The sequence below is a fragment of the Shigella sp. FC1967 genome (assembly GCF_001743005.1).
Classification (GTDB): Bacteria; Pseudomonadota; Gammaproteobacteria; order Enterobacterales; family Enterobacteriaceae; genus Proteus.
This window is the reverse complement of the sequence record NZ_MIIZ01000787.1, coordinates 1-18,436: the sequence shown is the minus strand read 5'-3', so window position 1 is coordinate 18,436 and position 18,436 is coordinate 1. Positions and strand designations below refer to the sequence as shown.

Sequence of the window (18,436 nt, the reverse complement as noted above, 5' to 3'; positions counted from 1 at the left end):
AGCCTGTTTCTTTCTCTATTTTTCTTTTTTTTACCTAAAAAAATTGACGTTTTAGCCACTATCATTTGTCGATTAAACCGACTTATTACTTGTTTCAACTTCATATCTCGATATACTTTTACGTAACATTCATCTGCAAATGAACATTATGAAAAAAAATAATTATTGTTATTATCGCACTACTTGCCTTTGGTTCTATCGGTGGTGTTTTTCTTGCGGGCTTAAATATCTATACACGCTCCACGACACCCGTAGAAACAGAGCAAACACAACCTGAAACTTCACCTACCCAGCAATTTCCAGCTATCCCAGACAGCTCACCTTCTGCTAAATAAATGAGGTTGCACCGTGGAATACGATTACTTTGTTACTCCCCAATGGCTATTTGAACAACAAGATAACGCTGATCTTGTGATCCTTGATGTAAGTGCACCAATGCCAACTCAAGATATTGATTATCAAGCACTTTACCTAAAAAACCATATTCCACATGCCCATTTTTTTGATCTTGATGAGGTCGCTGATAAAACAACATCATTACCCCATATGCTACCTTCTGATGCATTGTTTTCAGAAACACTGACACAATTAGGTATCTCTAATACCACGACTGTCATTCTTTACGATCAAGGCAATTTATTCTCGGCACCAAGAGGTTGGTGGACATTAACAACCTTAGGTTGTCGTCATGTGCGCATTCTTGCTGGTGGTTTGCACGCATGGATTGAAGCAGGGTTTGCGACAGAACAAGGGGAGGCAATTAAAGTACCTACACAGTCTCCTTTTATTGTCGAACGTGATGCACAACGTTATGTTAATAAGCAGCAACTTCTTGATAATTTAGAGACAAAACAAAAGCAGATGATTGATGCTCGCTCCGCAGATCGTTTTTATGGCAGAGCACCAGAACCTCGTCCTGGTTTACGCAGAGGGCACATTCCTGGCAGTAAAAACGTTCCGTGGAATGAACTTGTTGTTAATGGGCAATTGAAAAGCAAGGCTGAGCTAAAGCAAATTTTTGAACAAGCCGATGTTGACTTATCACAACCCATTATTGTCACTTGTGGCTCTGGTATGACGGCGGCGATTTTATTTTTAGCGTTAACGGTATTGGATTGCCAATCTATCGCGCTTTATGATGGTTCTTGGGCGCAGTGGGGGGCTGAAAGTGCCCTTCCTTGTGAATGCTAATTGAATGCGTTTTGCATTAGAAAAAGTAAACCCGCATTATGCGGGTTTATTATCAGTATCTATTGGATATGAAGGTATTAGCTTGCAAATACTTTCGCAAGATAGAGCACGACAATGGCACCAATGACAGCGACAACAAAACTACCAAAGTTAAAGCCATCCACTTTACCTTTTCCAAAGAAGCTACTAATTGCACCACCAACAACCGCACCCACAATACCCAAAATACAAGTCCATATCAGACCAATATCATAAGAGCCTGGCATTAAGAATTTCGCCAAAATACCCGCAATCAAACCAAAAATGATCCAAGCAAGAATTCCCATATTTCCCCCTAGAATAGTCATGATATAAAACAACATACCTAAAAAATGTTACTTATTGAGTGTAAGTCGGAATAGTTATTTTTTTCCAATTATTGGAGATAAGTAACATCATATTTAAGATAAATAGAAAAATTATTGCTTAAAACGCAAAAAATAAGCCTATTTTAAACTACAACGCCTCTATTGCGACCGCAATTTCTGGGGATGTTTTTAATGTTCTGATTTGCCTAAATAACTCATCTGCCTCTGGATATTCTTTGCGTAAATAGCTAAACCACTGTTTAATACGTGATGCATGATAAATCGTCGTATCACCGCGCTTTTCTAAGCGAACATAACGCTTTAATAATTCAATCACTTCTAGCCAAGGCATTCTAGCTTCTATGCCTTTTACAACACGACTTAAATTCGGGGTATTCATTGCACCACGACCAATCATTATCGCGTCACAACCTGTTGTCGCTAAACAGGCTAATGCGTCTTCACGGTTCCAAATTTCGCCATTAGCAATGACAGGGATTGAAAGCCTCTGACGAATATCACCAATGGCCTGCCAATTAATTTTTTCAGCATTATAGCCATCTTCTTTTGTTCTACCATGTATGGTAATTTCCGTAGCACCACCTTGTACCACCGCATCTGCAATTTCATGACTGTATGCTGATGAATCCCAGCCAAGTCTCACTTTAACAGAAACAGGTAACGCTAAAGGCACTGCATCACGCATTGCTTTTGTTGCTTGATAAATCGTTTCTGGCTGTTTTAGAAGTGAAGCACCACCACCACTACCATTAACTGTTTTTGAAGGACATCCACAGTTTAAATCAACCCCCCAAGAGCCTAAAGAAACAGCTCTAAAAGCATTTTCAGCCAACCATTGTGGGTGTTGTCCTAATAATTGTACTCGCACCAGTGTACCACTTTTCGTACGGCTTTCTGTCTGCAATTCAGGACATAAACGATAAAATGCTTTTGTTGGTAGTAATGAATCGACAACTCTTACAAACTCGGTAATACAGAGATCGTAATCGTTAATTGAAGTAAGTAATTCTCTCACAAGGGGGTCTAAAACCCCCTCCATTGGCGCTAATAGAACTCGCACTTTTTAACCTCAAAACTCTTTTCTAGCTTTTGACCAAGGGCTTTGATTATCACTACCTTCATCACTTTTACGTGAACGACGAGGCCCTAACTTTCCGGTACGAGAGCCATCTTTATTACGGTAGTTTTCTTTGCTTTTATTACGTCCAGACGCTTTACCTTCGCTATCGCCGTCTTTACGACTGTTGTTGCGATTGTCTTTACCACGAATATCAGCACGCCCCCCACTTCTACGCGGTGCATTATTCTTAGGTTTTTTTATGCAAAGGCGCAGCTTTAATGGATGGATCAGGATCGTAACCTTCTAATGCTAAACGTGGAATTTCGCGTTTTAATAAACGTTCAATATCCGCTAATAAACCATGCTCATCAACACAAACAAGCGAAATTGCCTTACCCGTTGCAGCTGCACGACCCGTTCTACCAATGCGATGCACATAATCTTCTGCTACTTGTGGTAATTCAAAATTGACGACATATGGCAGTTGGTCAATATCAAGACCTCGAGCGGCAATATCTGTTGCAACTAATGCTTTTAATTTACCCTCTTTAAAATCAGCTAATGCGCGAGTTCTTGCACCTTGGCTTTTATTACCATGAATAGCTGCTGATTTAATACCATCTGCATTTAAATGTTCAGCAAGTTTATTTGCACCATGTTTAGTACGGGTGAAAATCAAGACTTGTGACCAATTCTCTAAACCAATTAAATGTGATAACAGTTCGGTTTTGCGCTTTTTATCAACTAAATGGACATATTGATCGACAGATTCAGCAGCTGAATTTCTTGGGGCAACAGAAATACTCACTGGATCATTTAAGAGCGAATTGGCAAGACCCGTGATCTCTTTAGAGAACGTCGCTGAAAACAGTAAGTTTTGGCGTTTTTTCGGTAATTTACTAATCACTCGGCGGATATCGTGGATAAAGCCCATATCTAACATACGGTCAGCTTCGTCAAGCACTAAAACTTCAACGCGAGAAAGATCAACCGCATTTTGATGTTCAAGATCGAGTAAACGTCCTGGGGTTGCAATCAATACATCAACACCACCACGTAACTTCATCATTTGTGGATTAATGCTCACACCACCAAAAACAACTAATGAACGAATAGGAATATAACGGCTATACGCTTTTACATTTTCAGCAATTTGAGCCGCAAGCTCGCGCGTTGGTGTCAAAATTAGCGCTTTAACAGGTTGACGACCTTTTATTTTGATTGCTGATTGAGATAATTTTTCCAATATTGGTAATGTAAAAGCTGCTGTTTTACCTGTACCGGTTTGCGCACTCGCTAATACGTCTTTACCCGCCAAAATCGGCTCAATCGCCTGCTGTTGAATAGGGGTTGGGGTTTTATACCCTTGTTCATCAATAGCGCGGAGAAGCGCCTCACTTAAACCAAGCGATGTAAAATCGGTCAAAACAGTAGTCTCCTACAACCAGAACGTATAACACGGTGATTGAAATTAAAAATGACGGGCTTTCTTACGCTGTCAATCTATAAGCATTATTGCTATATAGGTACTATTATTTTTAAGTATAGACAGTGATGAAAGAGAATGAACCTTATTAGGTTAACTTAATAATCCCTATTCTAACAGTTTTTGCTATATTCAGAATACAAAAATAATTTTCAATAATAGATTGCACTTTTTTTATTACATATCATCTTTATTCGATTATTTATCACAAATTTCCCCTATTGTTCAATATCATCTAATATAATATGCCTTGTTATCGCTGTTTTTAATATCATTGGTTTTGTTACATTTTACTTAAGTAAGGTATCTTCTATCATGTCAGACACCCAACAGAAGACGACGCGCGGTGAACTAGCAAAACGACAATTATTGGAAGCGGCATGTGAGATCTTTGGTAAAAATGGGCCCGATGCCGCCACAACACGCCAAATTGCACAAGCTGCTCAACAAAATATTGCCGCTATCGCTTATTATTTTGGTTCCAAAGAAGGGTTATATCTTGCCGTTGCACAGCATATTGCTGATCTTATTCGCCTTGATTTTGAACCAACGGTGGTCATTCTTGACGAATTTCTTGAACAACCTAACCCAGCAGAACACCTCCCATTACTGCAAACGCTTATCACAGATAGTTTTTTACAATATGCTCGCCTTGTGCTTGATAAAGAAAATATTCACCTTAGTCGTATTATGGCAAGGGAACAGCTTGTTCCAACCGAAGCATATTCCTTGATCCACCAGCAAGCGTTATCGCCTCTTTTAACGCGTGTAAACAAACTATTAGCCATCTATATTGGTTTAGATGCTGCTCTGCCTACAACGATGTTACATACTCACGCTATATTGGGAGAAGTGTTATCATTTCGTTTAGTGAGGGAAACGATCCTAAGGCAAACGGGATGGGATAGAATTGGTAAAAATGAGTATCAGATTATCTCCAACACCTTAAAAACGCATATTACTTTATTACTCAACGGATTAAGAGAGATTTACACTAACACTCATCATGCATAAATAGAGTTATTATGAAAACTAAAAAAAGTCAGTTTGTTTTATTATCTTAATGATTATTATCGGTATTGTTGCAGGTATCTATTATTACGAAGAAAACAAAGAGTCTGAATTAGTACTCTATGGCAATGTCGATATACGTACAGTTAATCTTAGTTTTCGTGTGGCTGGAAGGTTAGACACACTACAAGTTGATGAAGGTGCTCCTGTGCAAAAAGGGCAATTATTAGGCAAGCTTGATGATGCCCCCTATCGCAATGCACTCAATAAAGCTTATGGTGAGCGTGATAGTGCCATTGCTTCACTCGCTTTAATGGAAGCGGGATATCGCACTGAAGAAATCGCGCAAGCTCAATCTGATGTGTCATTAAAACAAGCTGCTTGGCGATACGCAGATAATTTTTATAAACGTCAGCGAGATCTTGCTAACCGAAAAGTCATTTCAGCCAACGATTTAGATAGCGCAAGAAATAATCGCAATCAAGCAGCAGCCGCCTTAAAAGCAGCGCAAGATAAGCTAAATCAGTATCAAAATGGTTATAGAAAAGAAGATATTGATGCGGCAAAAGGACAAGTTATGCAAGCTAAAGCCGCCGTTGCACAAGCTGAGTTAAATCTCCAAGACACACAATTACTCTCTCCATCACAAGGTACTGTGCTAACTCGCGCTGTAGAGCCTGGCACGATGTTATCTGCTGGAAGCCCTGTATTTACCGTGTCATTAACCAATCCCGTTTGGGTCAGAGCTTATATCAGTGAAACTCACTTAAGCGAAGCTGTGCCTAATCGAGAAGTTTATCTATATACCGATGGACGTAAAGATAAGCCTTATCACGGTACGATTGGATTTGTATCACCCACCGCCGAATTTACCCCAAAAAGTGTTGAAACACCGGAGTTAAGAACCGATTTAGTTTATCGCCTCAGAGTGGTTGTGACGGATGCCGATGACACATTACGCCAAGGAATGCCTGTTACCTTAAAATTTGCACCTACTCATTAAGTGGGAGGCAAAATGGAACACACTGATTACACCATCAAACTTCAAGATGTTGAGAAACGCTTTATAGGACTGGAAAGCCCCGCGGTTTCATCATTAACAGCACCATCACAGGTGGCTCTGTAACGGGGGTTAGTTGGTCCTGATGGGGCTGGCAAAACAACCTTAATGCGTATGCTTGCTGGTTTATTAAAACCGGATGCTGGTGATATCTGTATTTTAGGAATGGATCCGCAAAAACAGAGTGTCGATGTTAGAGCTATTCTTGGCTATATGCCACAAAAATTTGGGCTCTATGAAGACTTAACGGTCTTAGAAAACCTTAATCTTTATGCTGACTTAAAAAATGTCATCGGTGAGGAGCGAGAGAAAGTTTATCACCAATTGCTCACCTTTACCGATCTCACTCGCTTTACATCTCGCCTTGCAGGTAATCTTTCCGGCGGAATGAAACAAAAGCTTGGGCTTGCATGTACTTTATTAGGGAGTCCTAAAGTTCTGCTTCTTGACGAACCCGGCGTTGGGGTCGACCCCATTGCACGCCGTGAGCTTTGGCAAATGGTGCATGCTTTGGCCAGTGATGGCATGTTGATCCTCTGGAGCACTTCTTATCTTGATGAAGCAGAACAATGTAAAAACATTCTCTTACTTAACAAAGGAGAACTACTTTATAGTGGTATCCCTCAAGATTTAACCGCAAAAATGGTAGGTCGCTCTTTTCTACTTAATGTTGAAGGTCATCAGCGTAGAAAAGTATTGCAACAAGCAATTATTCAACCTCAAGTCACTGATGGTGTTATTCAAGGGCAATCCGTTCGTTTGATCTTGAAAAAACAGAGTAATCAAACTGAATTATTAAGTGCTTTGGGTAAACCTGATGCGAAGCTTATTCCTGCCACACCTCGCTTTGAAGATGCTTTTATAGATTTATTAGGAGGCGGCCCTTCTCATAAGTCTGAATTAGCTGAAATTATGCCTCAGATCCCTCCCGCACCTAATGAAACCGTGATTGAAGCACAACAGTTAACCAAAATGTTTGGGCAGTTTGCTGCGACCGATCATGTCGATTTCCAAGTTAAACGTGGTGAAATTTTTGGCTTATTGGGTCCTAACGGTGCAGGTAAATCGACAACCTTTAAAATGATGTGCGGTTTATTAGTTCCCACTAGCGGTAAAGCCCTTGTGCTTGGTATGGACTTGAAAGAAAGCTCAGGGAAAGCGCGTCAACATTTAGGTTATATGGCACAAAAATTCTCACTTTATGGCAACCTTAAAGTGGGACAAAACTTGAAATTCTTTTCTGGTGTTTATGGCTTACATGGTAAACAGCAACACAATAAAATCAACGATATGATCACAGCCTTTGGTTTACAACCCATGGTAAATCAAATCACTGAAACCTTGCCTTTAGGCTATAAACAACGCCTTGCCCTTGCGTGCTCTTTAATGCACGAGCCTGATATTCTCTTTTTAGATGAACCTACATCAGGCGTTGATCCATTAACACGTAGAGAATTTTGGCTACACATTAATGGCATGGTTGATAAAGGAGTAACCGTGATGGTTACCACTCACTTTATGGATGAAGCAGAATATTGTGATCGCATTGGTTTAGTTTATCGAGGAAAAATCATTGCGGCAGGCGAACCAGATTCACTCAAAAAAATGGTTGCCAGTGAGGATAATCCAACCCCTTCAATGGAAGATGCCTTTATTGGTTTAGTGCTGGATTACGATAAAAAACTTGAAAGTGAAAATGATAAAGGGAGCGAAAAACATGCATAATTCAGCTCAATCATCTCATGCTCGCTTTTCTTGGCGACGTTTATACGCACTGTGTTTAAAAGAAACAAAGCAAATTACTCGTGATCCCAGTAGTGCGCTAATTGCGATTGTTATTCCACTTACTTTGCTGTTTATTTTTGGGTATGGCATTAATTTAGATTCAAGCAAATTAAATATTGGTATTTTAACTAATCAACAAAGTCAACCAGCACAAGAGCTTGTTTACACCTTCACCAATTCACCGTATATCAATGCAACTATTAGCGATAATCGACAATTATTAATCGATAAAATGCAGGCGGGGCAAATTAGAGGTATTGTCGTTATTCCTGTTAATTTTGCTGAATTACTGGCTCGTCAGGATACTCAATCCCCCATTCAAGTGATCACTGATGGCAGTGAGCCCAATACGGCAAACTTTGTACAGGCTTATACCAAAGGCGTGTGGCAAATTTGGTTGCAGCAGCAAGCTATCAGTAAGGGAATTGATACTACGCCATTAATTGAAATAGAACCTCGTTATTGGTTTAATCCTGCGGCAATAAGTCAGCACTATATTATTCCAGGGGCTGTCACGATTATTATTACAGTCGTTGGCGCTATTCTTACCTCGTTAGTGATTGCCCGCGAATGGGAAAGAGGTACGATGGAAGCCCTTCTTTCCACTCAAATTACACGCACAGAACTTTTACTTTCAAAGCTTATTCCTTACCAAGTGTTAGGTAGCTTTGTCATGGTGTTATGTATGGTCGTTACGGTGTTTGTGCTTGGCGTGCCTTATCGAGGATCGTTATGGATTTTAGGCGGGATCACCTCGCTCTTTTTAGCGACTGCTTTAGGTATGGGATTGCTTATTTCCACGCTAACGCGTAATCAATTTAATGCGGCAATGATTTCGTTAAATGCGGCTTTTTTGCCCGCCATTATGTTATCAGGCTTTGTTTTTGAAATTGATAGCATGCCTATCTTTATTCAAGTCGTGACCTATTTTATTCCCGCGCGTTATTTTGTAAGCAGTTTGCAAACGCTATTTTTAGCGGGTGATATTCCGTTGATATTGATGCTAGATATGTGGCTATTGATTGTATCGGCGATATTTTTTATTGGATTAACGGCGTTAGCAACACGTCGTCGATTAGATTAAAGGGAGAGCTTTATGTTTTATCGCCTTCTCACCCTGATAATGAAAGAGTTACAATCATTATTACAAGAGCCTCAAACGCGTATTATTTTAATCATGCCGGTCATCTTCCAGATGATCTTATTCCCTTTTGCTGCGACGTTAGATGTGACCAATGCCTCTATTGCCATTTTTGATGAAGATAATGGTAAACAATCTATTGAGTTAACCCAACGTATCGCCAAAGCAAGTGCATTTTCTCAGACTCTTTTGCTTAAAAATGAACATGAAATAAAAGAAGCTATTGATAACCGCAAAGCGCTTTTATTAGTTCGCTTTCCACAAAATTTTAGTGCCGATTTAGAAAGCCGTGTTCCTGTGAAATTGCAATTAATCCTAGATGGTCGAAATTCTAATAGTGCGCAAATTGCGGCTAATTATGTACAGCAAATTGTACAAAACTATCAAACTGAATTAGCAGGCAATACACCTTCTCTACTGAATAAAACAGAACTTATTGTTCGCAATTGGTATAACCCGAATTTAAATTATAAATGGTTTATTGTACCTTCTTTAGTTGCGTTAATTATTACCATTGGCGTAATGATAGTTACCTCACTTTCTGTTGCTAGAGAGCGTGAGCAAGGTACATTAGATCAGCTGTTAGTTTCCCCCCTATCAACATGGCAAATTTTTGTCGGTAAAGCAGTTCCTGCAATGGTTGTGGCCGCTGTTCAAGGCACCATCGTATTAATTATTGGGATATTTGGTTATCAAATTCCCTTTTCTGGCTCATTATTGCTGTTTTACTTTACCATGTTGATTTATGGCTTATCGCTAGTAGGGTTTGGTTTATTAATATCAGCATTAAGTTCAACACAACAACAGGCTTTTATTGGTGTTTTCGTGTTTATGATGCCTGCGGTGTTATTATCTGGCTATATTTCCCCCGTAGAAAATATGCCTATTTGGCTACAACATGCCACATGGATAAATCCAATTCGTCATTTCACTGATATCACAAAACAGATTTACCTTAAAAATGCTGACATCACTGTTATATGGCACAGTTTGTGGCCTTTATTGGTCATTACAGTCGGAACGGGTAGCATTGCCTATTATCTTTTCCAACGGAAGATTGCTTAAAACAACAATTAAACTATTCAATAAAAAAAAACCCCACAACTTATACGTTGTGGGGTTTATTTTTTATACTGTGGTTAAACAGCGTCTATCAACGTTATATCGCTAAAATTAACGACGGTCGCCTAAAATACGCAGTAACATTAAGAACAGGTTGATGAAATCTAAATAAAGCGTTAATGCACCCATAATTGAGTAACGGCGCATATTTTCTTTATCTTCTTGGTTAATTTCGCTACCCATATCTTTTAATTTTTGTGTGTCGTAAGCCGTTAAACCTGCGAAAATCAACACACCTGCATAAGAGATAACCATGCTCATCATTGAGCTTTGCATAAAGATATTCACGATAGACGCAATAATGATACCGATAAGCCCCATAAACAGGAAGCTACCCATACCTGTTAAGCTACGCTTAGTGGTGTAACCGTAAATACTTAATGCACCGAACATTGCCGCACAAATAAAGAAGGTACTCGCAATGGAAGATGCGGTATAAAGCAGTAATACGCTTGAGATAGTTACCCCTGTTAGCACGGAATAGAGCATAAATAATGAGGTTGCCATTGCGCCACTCATTTTATGAACCATACCAGATAACACGAAAACTAACCCTAATTGAGCAATGATCAAACCAAAAAAGACAATCTTGCTCGAGAAAATCATTGTTAATAATGCTTCGCTTGATGCCACGTAGAATGCAACAAACGCAGTGAGTAACAGACCTACCGTCATCCAACCATAAACCTGAGCCATAAAGGTTTGTAGGCCAGAACCTGTACGCTGTACGATTGAATCATTTGAACGTGAAAATCGATCCATGATGATTACCCTTTAATCATAGTGATAACGTTAGATTTAATAATAACGTTTATTTCAGTAAAGAGTCCATTATGGACTCATTAGAATTTAATTTTATCACACTGATTTTACATTTCCATGAAATAAACTGTATGAAATGTCACCATAAAATAAATTTAGGTAAAGTAATGTAGTATTTAATTAAGAGTGCTGATTTATTCCCAACGCTCAGCCGAGTCATAATCACTTTGGCGTGCATCAACCCATCTATCATTATTTTCAGAAAGCCCTTCTTTTTTCCAAAATGGTGCGCGTGTTTTTAAGAAATCCATAATAAATTCAGCGGATTCGAAGGCACTATTACGATGAGAGCTGGTGACACCGACAAACACTATTTCTTCACCAATATGCAAAGTTCCTACACGATGAATAACACTGACACGCTGCAAAGGCCAGCGAGAACGTGCTTCATTCACAATTTCTGTCAGTGCTTTTTCAGTCATTCCCGGATAATGTTCAAGTGTGAGTGTACTCACTTCATCACCAAGATTATGATTACGAACTTTCCCCGTAAAGGTCACAACAGCACCGTCGCTGTCGCACTCTGAAAGCCATTGGTATTCATCACCCACACTAAAATTTTCAGTTTGTACTGAAATACGCGTTGATGCGCTCATCTTATCCTCCTGTAACAGGTGGGAAAAAGGCGATTTCATCACCATCATTAATCACGTGAGAACCTTGAACAAAGGATTGGTTTACCGCAGAGAGTAACTTGCCATCCTCTAACGCGAGTGACCAACGTTCACCTTTGGTGATTAATACTTTGCGTAAATCGTCGACGGTGTGGTATTCACAATCTAATTCAAGAGAATCAACACCTACTAATTCACGGACTTGAGCAAAAAAGAGAACTTTAATCATGCTTCCACCTTAAAGTGACCTGATTTGCCACCTGTTTTTTCTAATAAGCGTACAGGCCCTATCACCATATCTTTTTGAACGGCTTTACACATATCATAAATCGTCAACGCTGCTACCGATGCCGCAGTTAAGGCTTCCATCTCAACCCCTGTTTTCCCCGTTAAACGGCAAACAGATTCAATGCGTACACGGTTAGATCCAGTGAGAGCCTCTAAACGCACTTCGACTTTAGTTAATAACAGCGGATGACATAATGGGATCAACTCCCATGTTCTTTTTGCGGCTTGAATACCAGCAATTCTTGCGGTTGCAAATACATCACCTTTATGATGTTTACCTTCGGTGATCATGCTTAATGTTTCTGCTGACATTTCAACAAAAGCTTCAGCTCGTGCTTCTCGCACTGTTTCAGCTTTAGCGCTAACATCCACCATGTGGGCTTCACCGGCAGCATTAATGTGAGTTAGTTGAGACATGCACAACTCCTGAAATTAACGAAATAACAGAGCGAAAAACTATCCACCAATAACAGATAAGTTCGGTGTCATACCGCTATCGCCTTGATGAAGAAAATGGGTTTCTCGTTTATGAAGAAGGCCCCCCTGAATACGCTGTTGTAATGCTTCTTGTTGACTATCATCAGCAAGTAAGTCACGTAAAGGAATACCATTTTCACCAAAGAGGCAAAGATGGAGGTTACCAATAGCTGAAACGCGTAAACGGTTACAAGTTGAACAAAAGTCTTTTTCATAAGGCATGATAAGACCTATTTCACCTTGATAATCAGGATGGGTAAATACTTGAGCTGGCCCGTCACTACGAGCGCGAGGAATTTGCAACCAACCTTCATTGAGTAAGCGCTGGCGGATCACTTCACCAGACAAATGAAAACGGTTGAATATATCACTACCATCACCGGTTTCCATTAATTCAATAAAGCGCAGTTGAATGGGTCTGTCTTTGATCCAATTAAGAAAATCAGGGAGGTTTTTGTCATTTACATTGCGCATTAGCACAACGTTAACTTTTACTTTTTCGAAACCCGCTGTAAATGCAGCATCTATACCTTCCATTACTTGGCTAAATTTATCTTGCCCAGTAATAGCATGGAATTGGCGAGGGTCGAGGCTATCAACACTCACATTAATTGCGCTTAACCCCGCATCACGCCATTGTGCAACATCTCTAGACAAACGATAGCCATTAGTGGTTACCGCGATTTTTTTGATAGATGCATTGTCTTTAATCGTGGCGATAATATCAGTAAAATCACGACGCATTGTAGGCTCACCACCTGTTAGGCGAATTTTTTCTGTCCCTAACGCGGCAAAAGATTGTGTCAGTCTGCTGATTTCATCTAACGAAAGAAATGATTTATGACCGTTAGGCTTATAACCATTAGGTAAGCAATAAGTACAACGAAAATTACACACGTCTGTAATTGAAAGACGTAAATAGAAAAAATTTGCGGGAAAACGCATCAACGAGTTGTTGCATAGTAACACCTTTCCAAATCGGGAGATGCGGGCATTTCTACCTTGCACCCTGGTGACTTGTTTCGTCACGGCCAGAACATCATATCTTATAAACACAAGACTTAGACGTTAAGGCTAGGAGTTAATCTTTACCTGTTTATCACAGGTTTCTAATACCTATATATTTATTGTGGATTCTACCTGCTAATCTTTCAAAAAGCGAATACTGTTTTCGCTATATAATTTACAATACAACGACTTACGACACTTTAATCACTCCAATAACTTAAGTAAAAACACCTTTGCTGATTAAAAATCAAGCTATTAAAAGTAAAACTAAACTAGGAATGTGATGAAATCACGTCGTGATCATAGGCTTAAAATTTAATTGTGATAAATTAGCGGCAAATTTTTAAAGATGAGTAGAACAAATATGCGAAATCGCACGCTAAGTGATTTAGATCGTGTTGTTGCCCTTGGTGGTGGTCATGGCCTTGGACGTGTGCTTTCAGCACTCTCCTACTTAGGCTCTCGTCTTACTGGTATCGTTACAACAACAGACAATGGCGGTTCTACTGGCCGTATTCGCCAAGAAGAAGGTGGCATTGCGTGGGGAGATATGCGCAATTGTATTAATCAGTTAATTACTGAACCTTCTGTTGCTTCTGCAATGTTTGAATACCGTTTTTCTGGTACAGGCGAGCTGGCAGGACATAATTTAGGTAATCTAATGCTTAAAGCACTTGATAACTTAAGTGTTCGCCCCTTAGAAGCCATTAATCTTATCCGTGGGTTATTAAGAGTGAATGCTCACCTTATTCCCATGTCAGAACAAGCCGTTGATCTTATGGCGATAGACGATCAAGGAAATGAGATTTATGGTGAGGTCAATGTTGATATTTTACCTAAGATCCCCCAAAAGCTTGATCTCTATCCTAAAGTACCGACTACACGAGAAGCTATTGAAGCGATTGAACAAGCAGATTTGATCTTAATTGGCCCAGGTAGCTTTTTTACCAGTTTAATGCCTTTATTATTACTGCCAGAGCTTGCACAAGCATTGCGCCGTAGCAGTGCAACAACAATTTATATTGGTAACTTAGGTAAAGAGTTAAGTCCTGCTGCTGCCAGCATGACGATGTCTGATAAAATCGCCATGATGGAGAATTATATTGGTTTACAAACAATAGATGCCGTGATTATTAGCCCTGAAACACAATATGAATCGATGAAAGGTCGATTAATTGTACAAACTCAACTGGAAGCCAAAGATATTCCTTATCGTCACGACCGTCATCTATTAAGCAAAGCGATTGAGTTAACGTTACAACGATTAGGGCAACGTAATGCATCACCTCAAGCGATCAAATAGTATTTAACTTATCTGCTTTCAGAAAAAAACCGCATCTGCAATAAATAGCAAGTGCGGTTTTTGTCGATAAAAACACAATATCACGATTGGTTTCCAACGTGTTATTAGCTATTAAGCTGCTTTAATGTTATACGCTGGCTAATCACTTCTTCAATTTCGTCAAGAGTCATTGGTACATCATTTTTCATCAGACCAAGACCTGCCACAGTACGAGAGAATGACATTAAATCTAATGGAGGTAACTCCATGATCCAATTCTCTTCTGTTGCCAGCGTATCTTCTGCATTCAGAATATTTTGTATAACATCCGTAAACGCTTGATGAGAAGATACCCAATCTTGATCGCCACTTGCCCAAAACCAACGAGCTGCAATAAAGTTTCTCCACATATCTTCCCAACCATCATAGATCCGACGCAACATTGATGCGCTCATCAGTGACCATGTTTGGGCTTCTTGTTGAGTAATATAACCTTGCTGGCAACCTTCTAAACAGAGCTTATTAAAACGGCAGAGATCCCAAATAAGGTATTTCACATTTTGGATATTCATGCGATTTGTGCTCATCATATCGATTTGCCATAAACGCTCATTTTTATCGTGTTCCGTTAATTCTGAAAGTAAAATATCATTTTTTAATGACTGAACATCGTCTTCTTTGCCATCCAAAATCTGGTCACGTAGTTGATAAAAATCATTAGTGTGGCCTTGAGTGAGCAACCAAAATAATTGATAGACTAAATCCCAACGGTCGTTAATTCCCCAACCCGCAGATAATCCACCATCATCTTTACCTTGAGCGTATTCGTTATAAGCCCATTCATTCATTACCGCGTAAGGAGCTGCTACATATAACCCCCATTCGTTGGGCAACAATTGACCCGAGGTATTTTCTGCTTCAGATAAAATAGGCTCCTGCCCTACTGTTGATGGTTTTTGTAGCTCACTATCTTGTACAGCAAATTTACGTAACCATTTAAAAAGCATAATAAGAAGAATAACACCAAGAATTACCCCAGCAGAGCTAGGAAACCCTGCATAAACATAACCACTCATTCACTGTCCTTAATGTCTTTTTATCTTTGTAACTATTTATCTTTGTAACTAATTGACGCTTTGTTTGTGGTGGTATTTAAACAGTTGAACGCCATTAAGGGAATATCAAACAAGGCAAAAAATGGAAGATAGACGGTAAAAAGGGATAATCCCTGTAAAAATACGGATATCCCTTTAGCGGTTTGTGAACTTAATTCGCTAATTAAGAGTTAGCAATAAATTGAGCGCGTAATGCTTGCAACTTATCGCGAGTACTCGCTGCTTTCTCAAATTCTAGATCTTTTGCATATTGATACATCTCGGCTTCTAAACGTTGGATCTCTTTTTCCAATTCAGCCGTTGATAACAACGGATAATTTTCATGAATATCTGTTGCTTTATGCCCTTTCTTATTGCGCCCTTGCGTAGGTTGACCAATCTTAAGAATATCACCCACTTTTTTTATTTAATCCTTTAGGCACAATACCATGATCAAGGTTAAACTGTTGCTGTTTCTCGCGACGACGTTCAGTTTCACTTATCGCTTTCGCCATTGAATCGGTAATTTTATCACCATATAAAATCGCTTTACCTTCAAGGTTACGAGCTGCACGACCAATCGTCTGAATCAATGAGCGCTCTGAACGTAAGAAGCCCTCTTTATCAGCATCTAAAATCGCGACCAAAGAGACCTCTGGCATATCCAAACCTTCTCGAAGTAAGTTGATGCCGACTAATACATCAAACTCACCTAGGCGCAAATCACGAATAATTTCGACACGTTCAACAGTATCAATATCAGAGTGTAAATAACGAACCCGCTCACCATGCTCTTCAAGATATTCTGTTAAGTCTTCAGCCATTCGTTTTGTTAGTGTTGTCACCAATACACGTTCATTTTTTGCTGCACGAATACGGATTTCAGAAAGCAAATCATCAACTTGTGTGGCAACAGGACGTACTTCAACAATGGGATCAAGTAAACCTGTTGGCCTGACAACTTGCTCAACAATTTCATGACCTGATTTCTCAAGTTCATATTTACCCGGTGTTGCTGAAACATAAATCGTTTGTGGTGCTAACGCCTCAAACTCTTCAAAACGTAATGGACGGTTATCAAGCGCGGAAGGTAAACGGAAGCCGTATTCAACTAAGGTTTCTTTACGGGAACGGTCTCCTTTATACATTCCACCAATTTGAGGAATAGTAACGTGTGATTCATCAATCACTAATAAACCGTTAGCGGGAAGATAATCAAATAAGGTTGGGGGTGGCTCACCGGGACCTCTACCTGATAAATAACGTGAATAGTTTTCGATACCAGAGCAATATCCCAATTCATTCATCATTTCAAGATCAAACTGAGTACGCTGTGTCACACGTTGCTCTTCAACAAGTTTATCGTTAGCTAAAAGAACTTTGCGCCTATCCGCAAGTTCCTTTTTGATCTCTTCCATCGCCTCAAGAATACGCTCACGAGGGGTGACGTAGTGCGTTTTAGGATAAACAGTAAAACGAGGTACATTGTAATGAATTTGTCCTGTTAAAGGGTCAAACAGTGAAAGGCGTTCGACTTCTTCATCAAATAACTCAACACGTAATGCGTAATCATCAGATTCGGCAGGGAAGATATCAATCACTTCACCACGTACACGAAATGTCCCCCGCTGAAAGGCTTGATCATTGCGAGTATATTGTAGATCAGCAAGGCGACGTAAAATGGCACGTTGGTCGATTATCATGCCGTTTGTCAGATGCAACATCATTTTTAAGTAACTATCAGGATCCCCTAAACCGTAGATAGCAGAAACCGATGACACAACAATAACGTCTTTACGCTCTAGCAAAGCTTTAGTCGCAGATAAACGCATCTGTTCAATATGTTCGTTAACAGAAGCATCTTTTTCAATAAAGGTATCAGAACTTGGAACATACGCTTCAGGCTGATAATAATCATAATAAGAAACAAAGTATTCCACTGCATTTTCAGGAAAGAATTCTTTCATCTCACTATAAAGCTGTGCTGCCAATGTTTTATTTGGCGCCAATACCATCGTCGGACGATTTAGATTGGCAATCACATTGGCAATCGTAAAGGTTTTACCTGATCCAGTTACCCCTAAAAGAGTTTGATGAGCAAGACCATCATCTAATCCTTCACAGAGTGAGGCAATAGCCGCAGGTTGATCACCACCCGGTTTAAATTCAGAATGCAGTTTGAAATCTTTGCTCATATTTTCTTCTCCTCGCTGACACTCCTTATGATACTGGATAAAAATCCAGCTTCAATCTCTATCTCATAAAATTTGCCTGAATAATTAGCATAAGTTATCCCCAGTTTTGGAACTGCATTTTTTTCAAAAAGCAACCCCCTTTTTTGTTAATTATTCAAAGAGACACACTGACACCACTGGCTCTATTGATTTTATTTAATTAGTTGATATATAAGAATTAAAAATAAAAGTTGAGAATAGCGCCAATCTTTAGCAATGCCTTGTATTCTCTCTATTCAGCGTATTTTTATAATGGTAATACACAAGGTTATCCACAGGAATAGTGGATAACTACACAAAGTTGTTATCTCTCGGTAAGTTACGTCTTTTTTTTTACCTTAAAATATCCCTAAAAAATTGGCAAAATTTATTTTTTTTTATTTTTTTTATTGG

At 39.4% G+C, this 18,436-nt stretch carries 14 protein-coding genes, 3 pseudogenes and 1 riboswitch; of the genes and pseudogenes, 7 read left to right on the top strand and 10 right to left on the bottom strand.

Annotated features, from left to right (window positions below; genetic code table 11):
- Positions 1–348 precede the first annotated feature (348 nt).
- Positions 349–1,191 (top strand): 3-mercaptopyruvate sulfurtransferase, encoded by an 843-nt coding sequence (sseA, locus tag BHE89_RS12985; RefSeq protein WP_069367522.1) that lies wholly within the window; start codon positions 349–351, stop codon positions 1,189–1,191.
- 77 nt (positions 1,192–1,268) lie between these two features.
- Here the strand turns inward: sseA and BHE89_RS12980 are convergent, their stop codons facing one another.
- The 3 genes from BHE89_RS12980 to rhlE form a co-directional block, all read right to left on the bottom strand.
- Complete coding sequence (locus tag BHE89_RS12980; RefSeq protein WP_069367521.1) at positions 1,269–1,517, bottom strand: GlsB/YeaQ/YmgE family stress response membrane protein; 249 nt, start codon at positions 1,515–1,517, stop codon at positions 1,269–1,271.
- Positions 1,518–1,686: 169 nt separating this feature from the next.
- Positions 1,687–2,619: a tRNA dihydrouridine(16) synthase DusC gene (gene dusC, locus BHE89_RS12975; protein WP_069367520.1), complete on the bottom strand. Its 933-nt coding sequence runs from the start codon at positions 2,617–2,619 to the stop codon at positions 1,687–1,689.
- 247 nt (positions 2,620–2,866) lie between these two features.
- Entirely contained in the window at positions 2,867–4,045 is a 1,179-nt protein-coding gene (rhlE, locus tag BHE89_RS12970; protein ID WP_216081006.1) for an ATP-dependent RNA helicase RhlE, read from the bottom strand.
- Positions 4,046–4,420: 375 nt separating this feature from the next.
- Here rhlE and cecR point away from each other — a divergent pair, with 375 nt between their 5' ends.
- The 5 genes and pseudogenes from cecR (at position 4,421) to BHE89_RS12945 (ending at position 10,167) form a co-directional block, all read left to right on the top strand.
- Positions 4,421–5,119 (top strand): transcriptional regulator CecR, encoded by a 699-nt coding sequence (gene cecR / locus BHE89_RS12965; RefSeq protein WP_069367518.1) that lies wholly within the window; start codon positions 4,421–4,423, stop codon positions 5,117–5,119.
- A 40-nt stretch (positions 5,120–5,159) separates the two neighbouring features.
- Positions 5,160–6,119 carry a secretion protein HlyD gene (gene hlyD / locus BHE89_RS12960; protein ID WP_286146110.1) on the top strand — a complete coding sequence of 320 codons (960 nt, stop codon included), beginning with the start codon at positions 5,160–5,162 and terminating at the stop codon, positions 6,117–6,119.
- A gap of 12 nt (positions 6,120–6,131) precedes the next feature.
- Positions 6,132–7,901 (top strand): annotated as a pseudogene (locus BHE89_RS12955) (ATP-binding cassette domain-containing protein).
- Positions 7,894–9,045: an ABC transporter permease gene (locus tag BHE89_RS12950; RefSeq protein ID WP_069367516.1), complete on the top strand. Its 1,152-nt coding sequence runs from the start codon at positions 7,894–7,896 to the stop codon at positions 9,043–9,045. The pseudogene BHE89_RS12955 and the gene BHE89_RS12950 overlap by 8 nt, the downstream one beginning before the upstream one ends.
- 12 nt (positions 9,046–9,057) lie before the next feature.
- The gene (locus BHE89_RS12945; protein ID WP_069367515.1) at positions 9,058–10,167 is read left to right on the top strand and encodes an ABC transporter permease; all 1,110 of its coding nucleotides are present in this window, start codon (positions 9,058–9,060) and stop codon (positions 10,165–10,167) included.
- Positions 10,168–10,275: 108 nt separating this feature from the next.
- On the opposite strand, the gene BHE89_RS12940 is transcribed toward BHE89_RS12945, so the two are convergent.
- The 5 genes and pseudogenes from BHE89_RS12940 to moaA form a co-directional block, all read right to left on the bottom strand.
- A complete protein-coding gene (locus BHE89_RS12940; RefSeq protein ID WP_069367514.1) occupies positions 10,276–10,986 on the bottom strand; it encodes a Bax inhibitor-1/YccA family protein in 711 nt (236 codons plus the stop codon).
- Positions 10,987–11,180: 194 nt separating this feature from the next.
- Complete coding sequence (moaE, locus tag BHE89_RS12935; protein WP_069367513.1) at positions 11,181–11,642, bottom strand: molybdopterin synthase catalytic subunit MoaE; 462 nt, start codon at positions 11,640–11,642, stop codon at positions 11,181–11,183.
- Between the two features lies 1 nt (position 11,643).
- The gene (moaD, locus tag BHE89_RS12930; protein WP_069367512.1) at positions 11,644–11,889 is read right to left on the bottom strand and encodes a molybdopterin synthase sulfur carrier subunit; all 246 of its coding nucleotides are present in this window, start codon (positions 11,887–11,889) and stop codon (positions 11,644–11,646) included.
- Entirely contained in the window at positions 11,886–12,365 is a 480-nt protein-coding gene (gene moaC, locus BHE89_RS12925; protein ID WP_023581221.1) for a cyclic pyranopterin monophosphate synthase MoaC, read from the bottom strand. The genes moaD and moaC overlap by 4 nt, the downstream gene beginning before the upstream one ends.
- 39 nt (positions 12,366–12,404) lie before the next feature.
- Positions 12,405–13,386: pseudogene (moaA, locus tag BHE89_RS12920) on the bottom strand (GTP 3',8-cyclase MoaA).
- Positions 13,376–13,518, bottom strand: a riboswitch (molybdenum cofactor riboswitch). Its footprint overlaps the pseudogene before it by 11 nt.
- Before the next feature lie 279 nt (positions 13,519–13,797).
- Here moaA and yvcK point away from each other — a divergent pair.
- Positions 13,798–14,736 carry a uridine diphosphate-N-acetylglucosamine-binding protein YvcK gene (gene yvcK, locus BHE89_RS12915; protein ID WP_069367510.1) on the top strand — a complete coding sequence of 313 codons (939 nt, stop codon included), beginning with the start codon at positions 13,798–13,800 and terminating at the stop codon, positions 14,734–14,736.
- Positions 14,737–14,840: 104 nt separating this feature from the next.
- Here the strand turns inward: yvcK and BHE89_RS12910 are convergent, their stop codons facing one another.
- Positions 14,841–15,791 (bottom strand): DUF1266 domain-containing protein, encoded by a 951-nt coding sequence (locus BHE89_RS12910; RefSeq protein WP_069367509.1) that lies wholly within the window; start codon positions 15,789–15,791, stop codon positions 14,841–14,843.
- A 202-nt stretch (positions 15,792–15,993) separates the two neighbouring features.
- Positions 15,994–18,004, bottom strand: a pseudogene (gene uvrB, locus BHE89_RS12905) (excinuclease ABC subunit UvrB).
- Between the last annotated feature and the right edge of the window lie 432 nt (positions 18,005–18,436).